The following is a 15,260-nucleotide window of genomic DNA, read 5'->3' on the forward strand; positions in this document are numbered from 1 at the left end:
ACACATCGCACCACACGCCAGATTGGTTCAGCACCAAATAGCTCCGGCCCGCTTCGCGGCCGACCGGTCAACTCGGTCTGCGCGCGCTTCTTTGCTGACACAGCTTTCTCACCGCGTCGCGTCGCACCGCACTGCACTGCCCACGTACACGATGGTTTCCCTTGCATACCCCACGGCAGCGCGAAGCGCTGTGCCGAAGCTATTTCGAGCTGAACCAGAGCGCTCAAAGTAATGGCATGTCAGACCGTGCGCGATCCAAGCCCGAGTGGGCCTATGAGGGCGACACTTAGGCGAGGACCATTGCCGGCTGGCACGTGTGGCCAAATTGCGTGTGACCGCGGGCCGTGCGCCGGCTGCTTTCTTTGGTTACTTTCTTTGCAGCAGCAAAGAAAGTGACTGCCGCCCCGCACAGGGGCTACGCCAATAAACCAATACGAAATCGGGATCCGGCGAAAAGACCAAAAACCCGCTCAAACAACCGCTTCAGCCCGCCGCGGCAACATCCGATCAAACTCACGCTTGACGATGCCATAACACTCACACGCACGCTCCTCGAGCCCCGCGCGATCCAGAATCCTGATGCATCCGCGGCTATGATGAATCAGCCCCGCATCATGGAGCTTGCCGGCAGCTTCGGTCACACCCTCGCGACGCACGCCCAGCATATCGGCGATCATCTGCTGCGTCACGCGCAACTGATCGTTCGGAGTGCGATCCGTCTGGATCAGCAGCCAGCGGCACAGTTGCTTCGACAGCGAGTGGTGACGATTACACGCAGCCGTCTGCGCGACTTGCGTGAGCAGGGCTTGCATGTACAGCAACATCACGCGGCGCAGGAAGTCAGAGCGGCCGAAATGCTCGCGCAACGCGCCCGCGCTCATGCGGTACGCGAAGCCCGCGCATTGCACCTGTACGCGAGTCGGCATCGTGTCGCCGCCCGTCAGTACCGGAACACCCGACATCCCTTCGCGTCCGACCGCCGCGACCTCGACGGAACCGCCGTCTTCCATCGTATGCAGAAGCGAGATGATCGCCGTGGTCGGGAAGTACACGTGATGAATGCGTTGACCGGAATCGCACAGCAACTGTTCCGTGCGCAACTGGACGAGTTCGAGATGCGGCGCGATGGCTTGCCATTCCTGTGCCGGAAGCGCGCCCAACAAATGATTGCCGTGCAGATCGGATTGAAGAGTCAACATTTTTTTAGTCTCGTGCGTATGCGCTTCGCGCTTTTGATTTCTTCTGGCTCGCAACAGGATTCGCGTATGCATCTGACGGCGTACATCGAACCTGTTGCGACCAGCCCCGTAGCACAAACTCACCGCTCTTATCTGTTGTTGAAGGATCGCGGTGACCTTCGTGCTTGGTCATACATTAGCGAGAGGTGTGCCAGCGCACGCCAATCCTTATACCAACTGGGGTTTGCGCGAGGCCGCACGCAACGCGCGGCAACGTGCGCTCAAGTACGAACAAAATTGATTCAAACCTGAAAGACGACCTTCATACGGATCGCACGAGAAGCGCGGCCGACGCCAAACGTTTTCGTCTGGCCAATGTCCTGTCGCGATAAGGGTTCGGCGGGAGTCGGATTTTCGAATACGCTGCAGATTGCACGCGTCAGAAGCTTGTCGCTGTGGAAACGGCCTCTGCTCACAAAATGTTGCAAACGTGGTTAACGGCTTCTCGCGCGGCTTTTGAAGGCCCGCTGTTGAGTCGTCGCCGAGCCTTATGCGGCGGGACTTCGCAGGATTCGCCCGCGTCGTGAACCGGGGCTTCGTATGATCGGAAGCGCAATTGCGGCACCGCGAAAAATGTTGCATCGCCTATACCTGAGCGAATTCGCGAATCCAGCAAAGGCTGCGAAAGCCGAAGCATGAATGTGACTCATGTTTCCTTGAACAACCTTCGTTTGTCCGCAAGCATCGCTCGCGGCACCATGCGTGGCATACCCACTTGATCCGCAAGGAGCGAAAAGATGAGCGACGTCATGGAGACCCCCGCAAAGACCGACACGGCAATCGACCTTAAAGGCCGCGTGTCGATCTATCAGCCGGAACAGGAAGGTCTGATTTTCCCCGAGCTGCCGACGTTTTCGAGCCACGCCGAACATCGACGGTATCTGAAAGAGCGCCTCGTCGCCGCGTGCCGCGCGTTCGCGTTGCAAGGCTTCGATTACGGTTTCGCGGGCCACCTCACGGTGCGCGATCCGGAGAATCCGTCGCTCTACTGGACCAACCCGATGGCCGTTCACTTCTCGCAAGTGAAGATGTCGAACCTGATTTGCGCGGATCACGAGGGCAACGTGGTCGAAGGCGATTACGCGATCAATCGCGCGGGCTTCGTGCTGCACGCGGCGGTCCACGAGCAGCATCGGGACATCGTCGCGATGTGCCACGCGCATACCGTCTACGGCACCGCGTTCGCGGCGCTCGGCAAGCCGCTGATCCCGATGTCGCAGGACGCCTGTGCGTTCTATGAAGACCACGTCGTGATCGGTGACGAAGCGGGCAAGGTCGCCGTCGAAGTGAAGGGCGGCAACAAGGTCGCGAACGCGTTCCAGGGCGTGAAGGCCGCGATTCATCAGAACCACGGCCTGCTGACCGCGAGCCGCCACAGCATCGATTCGGCCGCGTTCTGGTTCATCGCGCTCGAGCGCTGCTGCCAGCAACAACTGATGGTCGAAGCGACCGGCGTCACGCCGAAGCTCGTGCCGGAAGACCGCGCGCGCTACAGCCGTGAGCACGTCGGAAGTGAGTACATTGGCTGGTTGCACTTTCAGACCATATGGAATGATCTCGTCGCCACGCAGCCTGATATGTTCGATTGAGCTTGCTTTCTGGCTGACCCGGGCGACGCGCTAGAACCCGCATCGCCCTTTTTTGTATGATGGCGGACCACCCTTCCACGACAACCAAGGACCACCGCCATGACCGCCGCAACGCAATTCGATCAGGTTTCCGTCATCAAACGCGCCAATGTCTACTTCGACGGCAAGTGCGTGTCGCATACCGTCCTTTTCGCCGACGGCACGAACAAGACGCTCGGCGTGATCCTGCCCGGCACGCTCAACTTCGGCACCGACGCGCCCGAGCTGATGGAAGTGCAAGCCGGCCAGTGCCGCATCCGTCTCGACGGCAGCGACGAATGGAAGACCTACGGCGCGGGCGAATCGTTCTCGGTGCCGGGCAAGAGCCGCTTCGATATCGACGTGACCGAAACGCTCGATTACGTCTGCAGCTATCTGTGACCTGAGCTTTTGTCCAATTTTTATCGACGTCCACGTTTCGTGTACAATCTTTAAAATTGGACAACGAGCCGACCTATGCCGCCGAATGCCGAGCAACTCGTCGAAGCCGCCGCAGCCGCCTTCAGCGAAGCGACCGGCCTCGCCGCGCGCCGCGTCAAGCGGCCCGCGCGCGGCGAGTATGACGCCGCCATCGAATTCCGCATCGGCGGGGCGCGTTTCAAACGTCCCGTCGTCGTGCGGGAAAATATCGACCGGTTCAGCGCGCTGTCCGCGTTCGGCGCATCGGCCGCGCGCAACGGCGGCGCGAATCCCACGCTCGTCACCCGGTATCTGTCGCCGGACATGATCCGCGCGTGCCGCGAATCCGGCGTCGATGCACTCGATCTCGCCGGCAACGCGAGCCTCGTCGAAGGCAATAGCGTCGTGATCGTCTCGGGCCGGCCGCGCGTGGCGCACGGCAAGGCGCATCGGTCCAGAACCTGGACCAAATCGACACTGCGCGTGACGCTCGCACTGCTCGTCACGCCCTCGCTGCTGGAGCGCGGTTATCGCGACATCGCGCAGAACGCGGGCGTCAGTCACGGCACGGTGCAAAACGCGGTGCGCGCGCTCATCGATCATCGCGACGTGTTCGAACGTCCCGATGGCCGCGGCCTGCAATTCGCCGACAAGGAACGGCTCATCGACGAATGGGTCACGCTGTATCCCCGGCAACTGCGAGAATCGCTGCTCATCGGGCGATATCGCGCGGAGTCGAACGACTGGTGGCGCGACGCGCCCGATCTGCCGGGTCAATGCCAGTTTGGCGGCGAGCCCGCCGCGGCGATACTCACGGAATATCTGAAGCCGGCGACGGTCACCGCCTATTGCGCCGAAACCGTGCCGCGCGAGTGGATCATGCAGGCGCGGTTGCGGCCCGATCCCGCCGGGAACGTCGAATTCCTGCGCGCGCCCATCGCGCTCGCGCCCATCGAAGGACTGCCGCCGAACGTCGTCGCGCCGCTGATCGTGTACGCCGATCTCGTCGCGAGCGGCGACCCGCGCAATCTCGAAACCGCCAGGATGCTGCGTGAACGCTACCTCGCCGCTTGAACTGCTGCCGCATCGACCGCTCGCCGGCGTCATGTCGGCGATGCTGCGCGACGTCGTCGCCGCGACGCACGCAACGGGCATCGCGTGGTTCATCGGCGGCGCGAGTGCGCGCGACCTTCTGCTCACGCACGTCCACGACATAAAGGCGACGCGCGCGACCGCCGACATCGACATCGGCATTTCGATTCAAAGCTGGACCGGCCACGACGCATTGCGCCACGCGTTGCTCGCGTCCGGCCATTTCACGGCGCCGAAGGGCTCGGCGCATCGCCTGAATTACCGCGCGCCGCAGACCGGCGAGCGCACGTGGCTCGACATCGTGCCGTTCGGCGGCGTGCAGGACACGCACGGTGAAATCGCGTGGCCGCCGGACGGATCGGTGCGGATGAACGTCGCGGGTTTCAGGCAGGCGCTCGATACGGCGATCGCCGTGCGCATCGACCGTGATCTCGTCGTGCCGGTCGCAGCGCTGCCCGCGCAGGCGATGCTGAAGCTCATCGCGTGGCAGGACCGGCACGCGGCGGATCGCAAGGACGCGATCGATCTGCTCTTTCTGATGGCGCATTACGAGCAGGCGGGCAACCGAGACCGTCTTTATTCCGATGCCTTCGATCTCGTCGAGCGCCACGGTTTCGATCCGGAAATCGCGGGCGCCGCGCTGCTGGGCCGCGACACGGCGGCGCTCGTCGATGAAGCCGTCCGCGCGCAGATTCTCGCGATCCTGCGCCCGGACGATCCCGCGCCGCCGATTCTCACGCACATGCTCGGCTCGCGCATGGCCGTCTTCGAAGCCGATACGTCGGAACGAATCGCCGCGCTGTTCTACGCGTTTCGCGAGTCGTTCTAGCGGTCAGCCGTTGCGGAACAGATAGCTGTACGCGTTGAGCGCGGGCACGCCGCCGAGATGCGCGTACAGCACCTTCGAGCCTTCGGGGAATTCGCCGTTGCGCACCATCTGGATCATGCCGTCCATCGACTTGCCTTCGTACACCGGATCGGTCAGCACGCCTTCGAGCCGCGCGCAAAGACGAATCGCGTCCAGCGTGCCCGCGTTCGGCAGGCCGTATTCGGGGCCGCCGAAGCGCGTGTCGAGAATCACGTCCTCGCGCGCGATGTCCTGGCCGAGCTCGACGAGCGCCGCCGTGTGCTTCGCGATGCGCAAAATCTGATCGTGCGTCTGCTGCGGTTTCGCCGATGCATCGATGCCGATCACGCGCCGCGCGCGTCCGTCCGCCGCGAAGCCGACGACCATGCCCGCCTGCGTGCTGCCCGTCACCGAGCACACGACGATGTAATCGAACGTGAAGCCGAGTTCCGCTTCCTGCGCGCGCACTTCCTCCGCGAAACCGACGAAGCCGAGACCGCCCAGCGGATGCTCCGAGCAGCCCGCCGGCACCGGAAACGGCTTGCCGCCGACCGCGCGCACGCTGTCCATCGCGTCCTGCCAGCTTTTGCGAATGCCGATATCGAAGCCGTCGGCGACGAGCCGCACGTCCGCGCCCATCATCCGCGACATCTGGATATTGCCGACGCGGTCGTAGACGGCATCGGCGTAATTGACCCAGTTCTCCTGCACCAGCACGCATTTCATGCCGAGGTGCGCGGCGACCGCCGCGACCTGGCGCGTCTGGTTCGACTGCACGCCGCCGATCGACACGAGCGTGTCGCAGCCTTCGGCGATCGCTTCGGGAATCAGATATTCGAGCTTGCGCGTCTTGTTGCCGCCGAACGCGAGGCCGCTGTTGCAGTCCTCGCGCTTCGCATACAACTCGACCTTGCCACCGAGATGCGCGGAAAGGCGCTTGAGCGGCTGAATGGGCGTCGGTCCGAAAGTGAGCGGATAACGGGGAAAACGTTGCAGGTTCATGATCGGCGTCCTCGTGAGAGTGGAACACCATCGTAGAGAGTGCCGGGAATGGACGGGTTGCGAAAAAAATGGCATCGGCCTAACGTCTGCGAATGTACTGACGTTCATGCGCACTTTTATTTCGTCCGATATCGCCGCCACGCAATGAAAAAAACCTCATCCGCTCCGAACCCGCATCCGGCGGGCGTTCAGACCGATCGCGTCGATCGCGCGATCCTGCGTCAGTTGCAGCGCGACGCGTCGATCTCGAATGTCGCGCTCGCGGAGAAGGTGAATCTCAGCCCGCCCGCATGTCTGCGGCGCGTCGAGCGGTTGCGCGAAGCGGGATTGATCCGCGCGACCGTCGCGCTGCTCGATCCGAAAGCGCTCGACGCCGGCATGCTCGTGCTGATCGGCGTGATCCTCGACCGCTCCACGCCCGATTCCTTCGCCGATTTCGAAAAGGCCGCGCAGAAAGTGCCCGGCTGCATGGAATGTCACGTCGTGACGGGCGAATTCGACTTCTTCATGCTGATCCGCACGCGCGACAGCGAGAGCTTCAACCGGCTCCACGCCGAGAAGCTGCTTTATCTGCCCGGCGTGCGCCAGATCCGCACGTTCGTCGTGCTGCGCGAGATTCTTTCGACGACGGCGTTTCCCATCGGCGAGTCGGCCGGCGCGCGCACGCCGTGACCTCGAATACAAATTTGCGAAAGACCTGCTGAAAAATTACGCTACGATTCAGGGTTTTCCATGTCCGGGCATCCCGTTTCGTTGTGACCGCGTTTGATTTCAAAGCCCTGGCCAAGGCGATTCTGGCTCGCCTCGCGTTGCGGCTGCGTCCGCATCTGCGGCCGCGCACGCTGCTTCTGCTGCCCGCGCTCTTCGTGCTCTACGTGCTGGTGCTGATTCCGTTCACGCCCGGCATCCGCGATATCCGCAAGGCGAAGGTCGATCAGCCCGCGCAGATCTATTCCGCCGACGGCAAGCTGCTCGCCGAGTTCAAGCCGACGCATCGCGAATGGGTGAGCCTGAAGCAGATCTCGCCGCAGGTGATCGACGCGCTCATCGCGACGGAAGACCGGCGCTTCTATCAGCATCACGGCATCGATTTCCGGCGCACTGCGGGCGCGGCGCTGCGTACGTTTTCGGGCGACCGTCAGGGCGGCTCGACGCTCACGCAGCAGCTCGCGCGCAATCTGTATCCCGAGGAAATCGGCCGTTCGCAGACGCTCACGCGCAAGCTGAAGGAAGCGATCACCGCGTTCAAGATCGAAGCGCTGTATTCGAAGGACGAGATCCTCGAAACCTATCTGAACACGGTGCCGTTTCTCTACAACGCGTACGGCATCGAAATGGCCGCGCGCACTTATTTCGATAAATCCGCGGGCCAGCTCGACGTGCTGGAGAGCGCGACGCTCATCGGCATGTTGAAGGGCAACAGCTATTACAACCCGGTGATCAATCCCGAGCGCGCGCTCGAGCGCCGCAACATCGTGCTCGGGCAGATGGTGAAGTTCGGCCATCTACAGGCCGCGAAGCTCGATGCGCTCAGAAAGCGCCCGTTGCGCATCGACTTCGAGCGGCAGACGGAAGAGCCGGGCCGCGCGCCGCACTTCGCGCAGCAATTGCGCAAGTGGCTGATCGGCTGGGCCGACGACAACGACTACAACATCTATTCCGATGGCCTCGTCGTGCGCACGACCATCGATTCGCGTCTGCAGACGATGGCGGCGAACGCGCTCGCGCTGCAAGGCAATCAGTTGCAATCGATCGCGAATGCGGCGTGGGGCGGTCGCGGCGGCTGCGCGAACACGAACGTCGATCTCGCGCACGCGTTCATCCGCGAGACGGATGAATATCGCGCGTTGCGCACGGGCGGCGCGAACGACGCCGATGCCATCAAAAAACTCGGCGCGGATCGCGCGTTCATGCAGGCGCTGTGCGAGAACAAGACGCGCGTGCAGGCCGCGTTTCTCGCGCTCGATCCGCGCAACGGCCAGATCAAGGCGTGGGTCGGCAGCCGCGACTTCACGCAGGATCCGTTCGATCACGTCGCGCAGGCGCGCCGCCAGCCCGGCTCGACGTTCAAGCCCTTCGTCTACGGCGCGGCGTTCGAGCGCGGCGCGAAGCCGACGGACACGTTCGTCGATCAGGCTGTCGAAATTCCGGTGCGCGGCGCCGAAACCTGGCGCCCCACCGACGACTCGCCGCCCTCGGGCCGCCCGGTGAGTCTGCGCGACGGCATCGCGTATTCGAAGAACCGCATCACCGCGCAACTGATGGAGCAGGTCGGACCCGGACGCGTCGCGCGGCTGGCGCGCGACATGGGCGTGCGCGACAGTCATCTGGACGTGGTGCCGTCGCTCGCGCTCGGCACGAGTCCGGTCACGCTGAAGGAGATGGTGTCGTCGTACGGCACCATCGCCAACGACGGTAGTTATATGGAGCCGCTGCTCGTCACGCGCATCGAGAACAAGGACGGCGACGTGCTCGCGCAGTTCGAGAGCGCACCGGAGCGCGCATTGTCCGTCGATGCGACGCGCAAGCTCGTCGACGTGATGCGCGACGTGATCGATCGCGGCACGGGCACGGCGATCCGGACGCGCTTCGGCATTCGCGCGGACGTCGCGGGCAAGACGGGCACGACGCAGGACAACGCGGACGGCTGGTTCATCCTGATGCATCCGCAACTCGTGGCGGGCGCGTGGATCGGCTTCAACGACAGCCGCGTCACGCTGCGCAGCGACTACTGGGGACAAGGCGCGCATAGCGCGCTGCCGGTCGTCGGCGACTTCATGCAGCGCTCGCTGCGTTCGCATCTGATCGACGCACGCGCGCGCTTCGACACGCAGGAAACGCCGGGCCTGTGGCAGACCATGACCACGCGCGTACGAACCTGGTTCGACGAAACCTTCTCGAAAGCGCCGAAGCCCGGCAAGCCCAAAACCGCGCAGACGGCGGCGCAGCCTCCCGCGCGCGCGAAACGCACGCCTTCGGAGCCGGCGGCCGAAGTGACCGAAGAAACGCCGCAACCGCCGGTGTTCACGACGTTGCCGCCGATCCTGCCATCGCCGGGAGAAAGTGCGAGCGATGCAGCGCCGGCATCGTCGCCCGACGCGGCATCCGGCGCGCAGCCGTAACGCGCGGCGCGCGTCCATCGAAGGCGGTTAGTTGCGGCGCAATCGATTCAAAATCGCCTTTCCTCCGATATGAGCGTCCGCGCACAGAGCGTGCGCGCGATCGGTGTTCCGATGCGTCAAGACGAAACAAACTGACCGAAGATTTCGCCAACCAAAACGGCGCGCTGTGGCCACACGCGCCCGCCAATCGAACTTCCCCACTCCATGGACGTCGCGGCGTCACGCAGACGTCCACTTCATGTCCCGGCTGGGTTCGGAGAACGCGTTGAACAAGCAATTGCCTCGCATCAGGCGAGCCGTCACGGCCACTGCGCTCGCCTTGTCGCTTTCGTCGTCCACTTTCGCGCAGAGCATCAGCGCCACCTTGCCGTGGACCGGCACCTGGAGCGCCGCGCCGATGTCCATCGGTAACGGCGGTTTCAACAATCAGACGATCCGGCAGATCGTGCACACGAGCATCGGCGGGACGGCCCTCGGCGTGCAGTTCTCGAACCTGTATGGCAGCGATCCGCTCGTGATCGGCGATGTCCACGTCGCGTTGAGAGCGAGCGGCCAGCGCACCGTGCCCGGCTCCGACAAGGCCGTGACTTTCGACGGCCAATCGTTCGTCACGATCCCGCCGGGCCGCGCGATGATGAGCGATCCGGTCGCGTTTCAGGTGCCGGCGCTCACGGATATCGTCGTCAGCGCCTATCTGCCGCAGCAGACGCCGGGCGATACAACCGGTCACGTGGACGGTCTCCAGGACGTGTATATCGCACCCGGCGACGTCAGCGCCGACACGAACTTCACCGGCGGCGTGGTCAACGCGCTCGGCGCGCAGTCCTATTACTTCCTCACCGACGTCGTCGTGCAGAACGCCAGCGCGACGGGCGTCGTGGTCGCGTTCGGCGCGTCGATCACCGACGGCCTCGCGTCGCAGCCGAACATCAACGGCCGCTGGCCGAACCTCCTGGCCGCGCGCCTGCAGCAAGCCGGCATGACAGTCGGCGTGCTGAATCAGGGCATTTCCGGCAACGATTTCTTCACGAACGGTTCGGGCGAAGCCGGCCTCACGCGCTTCCAGCGCGACGTGCTCGACCAGTACAACGTGAAGTGGGTCATCATTTCCGACGACGCGGTCAACAGCCTGATCGGTGGCGCGCCGCCGACGGCGGCCCGCCTCAACAGCGCGTTCAGCGAACTGGCGCAGAGCGCGCATGCGGCGGGCGTCCGCGTCATCTGCTCGACGCTCACGCCGTTCGAGGGCGTGTCGTCGTGGACGCCGGATATCGAGGCGACGCGCGCAGCGGTGAACGCGTTCGTCGCCACCGCCGGCAGCGGATGCGATGCCGTGCTCGATCAGGCCGCCGCGCTCAGCGATCCGTCGAACCCGCCCGTCATGCTCGGCGCGTACGACAGCGGCGATCATCTGCATCCGAATCAGGCGGGCCTGCAGGCCATCGCCAATTCCGTGAATCTCGGCTGGCTCAAATAAGCGGCGCGAAAACGCAAAAACGCCATGCGGAAAGGCTTCTCCGCATGGCGTTCGTCTTTCGTCGCCGATTACGACTTGACGATCGTCGGGTTCGTGACGTTGATCGTCGGACCCGACTTGTCCCACTGCTCAACGATCAGCGGGTACTTCCACTTCGGATTCGAGCTGCTGATCGTGCCGTTCACGACATAGCCGTCGAGCGACAGACCCTGAACCGCGAACGAACCGCCGGGGCTCGTCGTGTCGACGTGGTTCGTGATCGCGATGCTGACCGTCTTGCTGACCGGACCCGGCAGCGAGCCGAACCACACGTTGATGCCGCCGCCCTTGCAGTTCGCCGTCGTCGGGCTGTTGATCGTGATGTTCTTGAACACGGCCGAGTTGTCGTTCGGTTCGAAGTCGAGACCGCATGCCGGCGCCGTGCCGGTGATGTTCTGCCACGTCGGGGTGTTGAACACGATCGTGTCGCCCGAGATGATCGACACGCCCTGACGGCGGCAGCCGTCGGCCTTGTGGTTGTCGACGCGCAGGTTGTACGTCGGCGTGTTCTTCTTGCTCTGGCTGTCGTTGATGTAGATGCCGTCGCCCCACGTGTTGATCGTCGTCGGCGCCGTGAGCGTCACGTTCTGGCCGCCGAGGATCGAGAAGCCCATGCCGTGCTCGCCGCCCGAAGCCGAGTTCAGCTCCTTGCTGCCGTCGAGGTACGCGTTTTCGACGGTGACGTTGCTCACGTCTTCGATGAGCATCATCTGGTAGATGTCGGCGTTGTGCGGCAGCAGCTTGATCGAAGCGCCCGACGCAAAGCGGATGTGGCTGTTCGTGCGCAGCTTGAGGCCGGTCGTGTCGATGCGGACCTGGCCGGAGATCAGCAGAATCTGGCCGACGGAACCGTCGATGGCGGCCTGCAGCGCGGCGCGGTCGTTGGTCTTGCCATCGGCCTTCACGCCGAACGACGAAGCGGCGATCGTGCCGGCGGTGTTATCGGACGCGGCGGACGTCGAGCTTGCCGGCGTCGCTGCGCTGGCGGGGGTGGCCGCGCTGGCGGGCGTGGCGGACGAAGCCGAGCTCGCGGGCGTCGCCGTGGAGGCGCCACCGTTGTTTCTCCTTCTCCAGCGATCCGCGACCGAATCGGCCACGCCGCCATCGCTGCCGCCGCCGCATGCGGCGAGCACGAACGCACCGCTGCCCGCGATGAGCGAGGTCAGCAACTTGCGACGGGTAGCGATACGGGTGTTGTCTACCTGGTTGTCTGCCTGAGTGTTGTTCGGAAGCATTAGTCTTTCCAATTGGTCGTGCGTTATCGACGGGCGAACCCGTTCCTGCGACATCGGCCGCACGCAACGTTTCTTTATGGGCGGTGAGATGACCAACGCAAATTCAGCAGGCGCAAACGATTGCGCCGCTCAGCGCTCGACAGCCGCACACGGCGACTCCGAAAGGCATCTCGGCGAAAAACAGAGCGACTTCGGGATTGAGGAACCAGATATTCCGGAAAACCTGTTCAGCCCATGCCCGATCGACCCGCGAACGGACCGCCGAAGCACTGAAGTCTGACGGAAGCAATTACCGTCTTTTATTAATACTACCGATTGTTACGGAGTATTTCTACCCGCTACTTGTTACAGAATGTACGCTTGTAACTTTTTATTTTGCTTTTTCCGCGCTTTAATGCGTTGCATTTTCTGTTTCATTCACCGGAGAGTGAATTAATCTACGTCTTTTTGAATGTTAATACCGTAGATGAATAATGCCACTTTAATCCACATTCGATACGACGATTAACATTCATCTGAACATTCGATTTTAAGCATACGAACGTTCACGCGAAGTTCCGGCTGAACACCTTGACGGAAGGCCATACAAGGCTTGGCCGAGCGCCTTTCGTATGCCGAAACGATCAACAATCGGCAGATTATTTCGCTTTATTGATCGATGGTGCCGCCGGTTATCCTCATTCGCCGCCGTCGATTTACCGTCTTCGACGAACCGAATAAGCAATAATTACAAGATGAAAGCGGCTTAAATGCGTTTTCAACTGACGAATCGGATTTTGTAAGTACGGCCCGCAAAAAAAGTTTTAATCAGAAGACGAAAGACCCTACGGTGCATACCCTTATCGGGTTTATACGAAGATGACACAATCTTCCGGTTTTCCCGCGACAACTGGCGCTCGCGCGGATCGCTAATGATCTGATTAAATATTTTCGTTATTCGACAGACAAAATACAGGCTGCCGGAAATACTTCCCCGTTGCAAATCGGTCATGTGTTCCATTTCGCACCGAAGCGATGCGGCGTAATCATTAGTCTTATGGTTGGTGCCGCCTGCCGCTTCTGATAACGCACAAGAACTCACGCAAACCATAGACGCGCCGCAATGAAAACCTACGATCTGATCAAGAGCGACCTCTATCGCTACTGCGGGGAGTACAGCCTCATCCTCCTTCTCGAACAGCTCGTGCTGAACGAAGGGTTCAACTACATGTTCTGGCTGCGGCTCGCGGGCGCGGCGTCGTCGCGGCCTGCGCGCCTCGTGCTCAATCACATCATCCGCCTGAAGCAGCGCCGGTACGGGTTCGTGATCAGCCCGCGCACGAAGATCGGGCCGGGCTTCTATATCAGTCATGTCGGCTCGCTCGTGGTGAATCCGACCGCGGTCATCGGCGCGAACTGCAACATCTCGCAGGGCGTGACGATCGGATCGAACCACGGCAAGGCGGCGACGATCGGCGACAACGTGTATATCGGGCCGAACGTCTGCATCGTCGAAGACGTGACCATCGGCGACAACGTCACGATCGGCGCCGGCAGCGTCGTGACGAAGGACATTCCGTCGAACGTGACGGTGGCCGGCTGCCCGGCGCGCATCCTCACCGACGATGCGTCGCTCAACCGGGCTGCGCGCTACATCATGCGTCCGTGGGCCATGCAATCGTCGTAAGAATCGTTTGAAGACAGACGCGCCGTCATCGGCGCTGGCGGGTGCCTTGGCGAACAGTCGGGGCGCCCGTTTTCGTGCATGCTCCTCTCTCCATGCGAATGCGGGGGAGTACACGTGCTGAGCGCAGCTGTGCAATCGGTAAGACGACGTCTCGGCGGCGTGCATCAGGATCACAAGCGAATCGCGAGAAGCGCGGTCGTCCTGCTGATATTCGTGATCGCCGGGAAATGCATCGGCGCATCGAAGGAAATGGCGATCGCGTATCGCTACGGGATCAGCGGCACCGTCGACGCCTATCAGTTCGCGCTCACGCTCGTCACCTGGCTGCCCTCGATGCTCACGAACGTGCTCGCGGTGCTGCTCGTTCCCGCGCTGGTGTCGCTCAAGGAAGACAAGTCTCAGCGCGACGGCTTTCTCGGCGAGCTCGAAGGCGTCGGGCTCGTCATCGGCCTCGCGTCGTCTCTGCTGCTCTGGCTGTTCTGGCCTTATCTCGCGGATGTCATCGCGGGCAGTCTCGCCGAATCGACTCGCGACATGTGCCGGGCCATGATCATCAGCATGACGCCGGTCGGCCTGCTGACCTTCACGATCTGCATCTCGTCGTCGCGCCTTCAGGCTTCGGGCAAGCACATCAATACGCTGCTGGAATGCGTGCCGGCCATGGGCCTTCTGATCTTCGTGCTCGCCGCGCGCAACAATACGTCGATCACGCCGCTCGTTCTCGGCACGTCGCTCGGCTTCGTGGTGCAGGCCGCGTGGCTGCGCGTGCTGGCCAAACGCGCCGACTCGATGCCCGCGCTGCCGCGCGTGTCGGCACGCGCAAAACAGTGGCCGTCGACGATCCGCTCGATGGGCATGCTCACGATCGGCTCGGTCGTCGCGAGTCTCTGGCTTCCCATCGACCAGTATTTCATGGCGCAGCAAGGCGACGGCGCCATCGCGACGCTCGGCTACGCGAACCGGCTGCTCTCGCTCGTGCTCAGCATGGGCGCGCTCGCGATCACGCGCGCGACCTTGCCGATTCTCGCGGAGATTCTTCATCGCGGCGATCATGCGCGCGCGCGCAGCACCGCGCTGAAGTGGTCGGGCATCATGACGATGCTCGGTCTCGTCGGCGGACTTTTCGCGTATGCGCTCGCGCCGCATGTCGTCAAGCTGCTGTTCCAGAAAGGCGCCTTCACCGCCGACGACACGATCGCGGTCACCACGCTCTTTCGCTACGGACTGCTGCAGGTGCCGTTCTACTTCGGCATGTGCGTGCTCGTGCAGTTGTTCGCGAGCGAAATGCGTTATCGCGCGATCTCCGTGATTTCGCTGATCGGCTTCGGGACGAAGATCATCGGCAACGTGATTCTCGTGCGTCTCTATGGCGCGCAGGGCGTGCTGCTCGCGACCGGCATCGGCGCGATCGCCGTGCTCGCGAGCTACATCGTCTGGACGCGCTTCGCGCCGCCGTTCACCCCTACCGCGACGCAAGAATGAAATACGGCCTCCCGAAGGAGGCCGATTCTCAGC

At 62.7% G+C, this 15,260-nt stretch carries 13 protein-coding genes; 9 read left to right on the forward strand and 4 right to left on the reverse strand.

What is annotated here, in order from left to right; genetic code table 11:
* Positions 1-470 precede the first annotated feature (470 nt).
* The gene (locus tag NOV72_RS19515) at positions 471-1,199 is read right to left on the reverse strand and encodes a Crp/Fnr family transcriptional regulator (RefSeq protein WP_106856230.1); all 729 of its coding nucleotides are present in this window, start codon (positions 1,197-1,199) and stop codon (positions 471-473) included.
* 776 nt (positions 1,200-1,975) lie between these two features.
* Between NOV72_RS19515 and NOV72_RS19520 the strand changes: the two genes are divergently transcribed.
* The 4 genes from NOV72_RS19520 (at position 1,976) to NOV72_RS19535 (ending at position 5,186) form a co-directional block, all read left to right on the forward strand.
* Positions 1,976-2,827, forward strand: a complete 852-nt coding sequence (locus NOV72_RS19520; protein ID WP_106856231.1) for a class II aldolase/adducin family protein — start codon at positions 1,976-1,978, stop codon at positions 2,825-2,827.
* A 99-nt stretch (positions 2,828-2,926) separates the two neighbouring features.
* Positions 2,927-3,247, forward strand: coding sequence for a pyrimidine/purine nucleoside phosphorylase (gene ppnP / locus NOV72_RS19525; protein WP_106856232.1), 321 nt, complete (start codon positions 2,927-2,929; stop codon positions 3,245-3,247).
* A gap of 75 nt (positions 3,248-3,322) precedes the next feature.
* Positions 3,323-4,339 (forward strand): type IV toxin-antitoxin system AbiEi family antitoxin, encoded by a 1,017-nt coding sequence (locus NOV72_RS19530; protein ID WP_106856233.1) that lies wholly within the window; start codon positions 3,323-3,325, stop codon positions 4,337-4,339.
* Positions 4,317-5,186, forward strand: a complete 870-nt coding sequence (locus NOV72_RS19535) for a nucleotidyl transferase AbiEii/AbiGii toxin family protein (RefSeq protein ID WP_245933091.1) — start codon at positions 4,317-4,319, stop codon at positions 5,184-5,186. The genes NOV72_RS19530 and NOV72_RS19535 overlap by 23 nt, the downstream gene beginning before the upstream one ends.
* A 3-nt stretch (positions 5,187-5,189) precedes the next feature.
* On the opposite strand, the gene NOV72_RS19540 is transcribed toward NOV72_RS19535, so the two are convergent.
* Positions 5,190-6,206 (reverse strand): 1-aminocyclopropane-1-carboxylate deaminase, encoded by a 1,017-nt coding sequence (locus NOV72_RS19540; RefSeq protein ID WP_106856235.1) that lies wholly within the window; start codon positions 6,204-6,206, stop codon positions 5,190-5,192.
* Positions 6,207-6,350: 144 nt separating this feature from the next.
* Between NOV72_RS19540 and NOV72_RS19545 the strand changes: the two genes are divergently transcribed.
* Complete coding sequence (locus tag NOV72_RS19545) at positions 6,351-6,878, forward strand: Lrp/AsnC family transcriptional regulator (RefSeq protein ID WP_106856236.1); 528 nt, start codon at positions 6,351-6,353, stop codon at positions 6,876-6,878.
* A gap of 83 nt (positions 6,879-6,961) precedes the next feature.
* Positions 6,962-9,328, forward strand: a complete 2,367-nt coding sequence (locus tag NOV72_RS19550) for a penicillin-binding protein 1A (protein ID WP_106856237.1) — start codon at positions 6,962-6,964, stop codon at positions 9,326-9,328.
* 219 nt (positions 9,329-9,547) lie between these two features.
* Here NOV72_RS19550 and NOV72_RS32800 read toward each other — a convergent pair whose 3' ends face one another.
* Positions 9,548-9,733: a hypothetical protein gene (locus NOV72_RS32800; protein WP_245933092.1), complete on the reverse strand. Its 186-nt coding sequence runs from the start codon at positions 9,731-9,733 to the stop codon at positions 9,548-9,550.
* Between NOV72_RS32800 and NOV72_RS19555 the strand changes: the two genes are divergently transcribed.
* Positions 9,726-10,805 (forward strand): GDSL-type esterase/lipase family protein, encoded by a 1,080-nt coding sequence (locus tag NOV72_RS19555; RefSeq protein WP_245933093.1) that lies wholly within the window; start codon positions 9,726-9,728, stop codon positions 10,803-10,805. The genes NOV72_RS32800 and NOV72_RS19555 overlap by 8 nt on opposite strands.
* A 68-nt stretch (positions 10,806-10,873) precedes the next feature.
* On the opposite strand, the gene NOV72_RS19560 is transcribed toward NOV72_RS19555, so the two are convergent.
* Positions 10,874-12,079: a glycoside hydrolase family protein gene (locus NOV72_RS19560; protein ID WP_106856239.1), complete on the reverse strand. Its 1,206-nt coding sequence runs from the start codon at positions 12,077-12,079 to the stop codon at positions 10,874-10,876.
* A gap of 1,102 nt (positions 12,080-13,181) precedes the next feature.
* On the opposite strand from NOV72_RS19560, the gene NOV72_RS19565 reads away from it, so the two are divergent.
* A complete protein-coding gene (locus NOV72_RS19565; RefSeq protein WP_106856240.1) occupies positions 13,182-13,745 on the forward strand; it encodes a serine O-acetyltransferase in 564 nt (187 codons plus the stop codon).
* Positions 13,746-13,859: 114 nt separating this feature from the next.
* Positions 13,860-15,227 (forward strand): murein biosynthesis integral membrane protein MurJ, encoded by a 1,368-nt coding sequence (gene murJ / locus NOV72_RS19570; protein WP_106856241.1) that lies wholly within the window; start codon positions 13,860-13,862, stop codon positions 15,225-15,227.
* Positions 15,228-15,260 lie beyond the last annotated feature (33 nt).

Source organism: Caballeronia novacaledonica (assembly GCF_900258035.1).
Classification (GTDB): domain Bacteria; phylum Pseudomonadota; class Gammaproteobacteria; order Burkholderiales; family Burkholderiaceae; genus Caballeronia; species Caballeronia novacaledonica.

What these genes read in the sequence shown, in the direction of transcription:
- NOV72_RS19520 (WP_106856231.1), top strand. Translation starts at nt 1,976, where the DNA reads ATGAGCGACGTCATGGAGACCCCCGCAAAGACCGACACGGCAATCGAC.
- NOV72_RS19560 (WP_106856239.1), bottom strand. Translation starts at nt 12,079, where the DNA reads ATGCTTCCGAACAACACTCAGGCAGACAACCAGGTAGACAACACCCGT.
- NOV72_RS19515 (WP_106856230.1), bottom strand. Translation starts at nt 1,199, where the DNA reads ATGTTGACTCTTCAATCCGATCTGCACGGCAATCATTTGTTGGGCGCG.
- NOV72_RS19545 (WP_106856236.1), top strand. Translation starts at nt 6,351, where the DNA reads ATGAAAAAAACCTCATCCGCTCCGAACCCGCATCCGGCGGGCGTTCAG.
- NOV72_RS32800 (WP_245933092.1), bottom strand. Translation starts at nt 9,733, where the DNA reads ATGGACATCGGCGCGGCGCTCCAGGTGCCGGTCCACGGCAAGGTGGCG.
- NOV72_RS19555 (WP_245933093.1), top strand. Translation starts at nt 9,726, where the DNA reads ATGTCCATCGGTAACGGCGGTTTCAACAATCAGACGATCCGGCAGATC.
- ppnP (WP_106856232.1), top strand. Translation starts at nt 2,927, where the DNA reads ATGACCGCCGCAACGCAATTCGATCAGGTTTCCGTCATCAAACGCGCC.
- NOV72_RS19540 (WP_106856235.1), bottom strand. Translation starts at nt 6,206, where the DNA reads ATGAACCTGCAACGTTTTCCCCGTTATCCGCTCACTTTCGGACCGACG.
- NOV72_RS19565 (WP_106856240.1), top strand. Translation starts at nt 13,182, where the DNA reads ATGAAAACCTACGATCTGATCAAGAGCGACCTCTATCGCTACTGCGGG.
- NOV72_RS19530 (WP_106856233.1), top strand. Translation starts at nt 3,323, where the DNA reads ATGCCGCCGAATGCCGAGCAACTCGTCGAAGCCGCCGCAGCCGCCTTC.